We start from the raw sequence: 1,223 nt of genomic DNA on the forward strand, positions 1-1,223 counted from the left end.
TGCAGTGGGAAGAGATGTTGGAGATCACCCGCATCTACTCGGCAGCCGGCCTGTTGCGGCAAAACCTGCACCTGGGACGCCAGACCCCCCTGATCGCCCAGCGGCCCTTTCGCGCTCCCCACCATTCGGCTTCGGCAGTGGCGCTGGTGGGTGGCGGCCCCTACCCCAAGCCCGGGGAAATCTCGCTGGCCCACCATGGCATCCTGTACCTGGATGAGCTGACGGAATTCCGGCGGGAGGTGCTGGAGGTGCTGCGCCAACCCCTGGAAGATGGCAAAGTCACCATCTCCCGCGCCCGCGTTTCCCTAGAGTTTCCCGCCCAAACCACCCTGGTGGCCTCCACCAACCCCTGTCCCTGCGGCTTCTACGGGGATCCCGTTCACCCCTGCACCTGTACGCCGCAACAGCGGGAGCGCTACTGGTCCAAGCTCTCCGGCCCGCTGCTGGATCGCATCGACCTGCAGGTGCGGGTCAACCGCCTTAAGCCGGAAGAAATTGTCCGCGCCCAGGGCGGCGAATCTTCCCAAGCGGTGCAGCGGCGGGTGGAGCGGGCACGACAACGGCAGCGGCAGCGCTTTCAAAACGAGCCTGGGATCCACTGCAACGCCCAGATGCAATCCCGCCACCTGCGGCAGTGGTGCTCCCTTTCGGATCCCTGTCGCAAGCTCTTGGAAAGCGCCATCCAAAAGTTGGCCCTGTCTGCGCGGGGGAGCGACCGCATCCTCAAGGTGGCCCGCACCATCGCCGATCTCGAGGGCGCGGAGGCCATTGCCCCCACCCACATTGCCGAAGCGATTCAATACCGCAGCCTGGATCGCGCTCGGCTGTAAAGCCCAAGCGCTCGGCGCCGCTGACGCGACCACCCCCAGCCCCCCTCCCAGAGGGAGTTTCCCTTACCGCCAGAGCTCCGGCCTGGCCTACGGGATCCCATCCCCTGTTTTGCTGGGAAAAAGCTGCCCCCCTTGCACCTGAAGGATTTGGGCGGCCTTGAGCCAGCCGGCGTCGAAGGATCCCAGATGGGTGGTGGTAACCAAGGTTTGCACGCGCTCCTGAATGGCTTCCAAGAGCTGGTTTTGCCGCTGCAGATCCAGCTCGGCCAGCACATCGTCCAACAGCAGCAAGGGCGGATCCCTGACCACCTGCTCGATCAGCTCCAGCTCGGCCAGCTTTAGGGCCAAGACCAAGGTGCGCTGCTGCCCCTGGGATCCGTAGGCGCGGGCGGC

1 protein-coding gene and 1 pseudogene are annotated in these 1,223 nt (G+C 65.3%); one reads left to right on the plus strand and one right to left on the minus strand.

Features of this window, described 5'->3' with window-relative positions; genetic code table 11:
* Positions 1-830, plus strand: an 830-nt coding sequence (locus NW820_RS04540; protein WP_414406805.1) for a YifB family Mg chelatase-like AAA ATPase, incomplete at its 5' end; no start/stop codon positions are given.
* An 87-nt stretch (positions 831-917) separates the two neighbouring features.
* On the opposite strand, the pseudogene NW820_RS04545 reads toward NW820_RS04540, so the two are convergent.
* Positions 918-1,223, minus strand: a pseudogene (locus NW820_RS04545) (DNA replication and repair protein RecF); the annotation flags it as partial.

The organism is Synechococcus sp. R55.7 (assembly GCF_047461955.1).
In the GTDB taxonomy this organism is placed as follows: Bacteria; Cyanobacteriota; Cyanobacteriia; order Thermostichales; family Thermostichaceae; genus Thermostichus.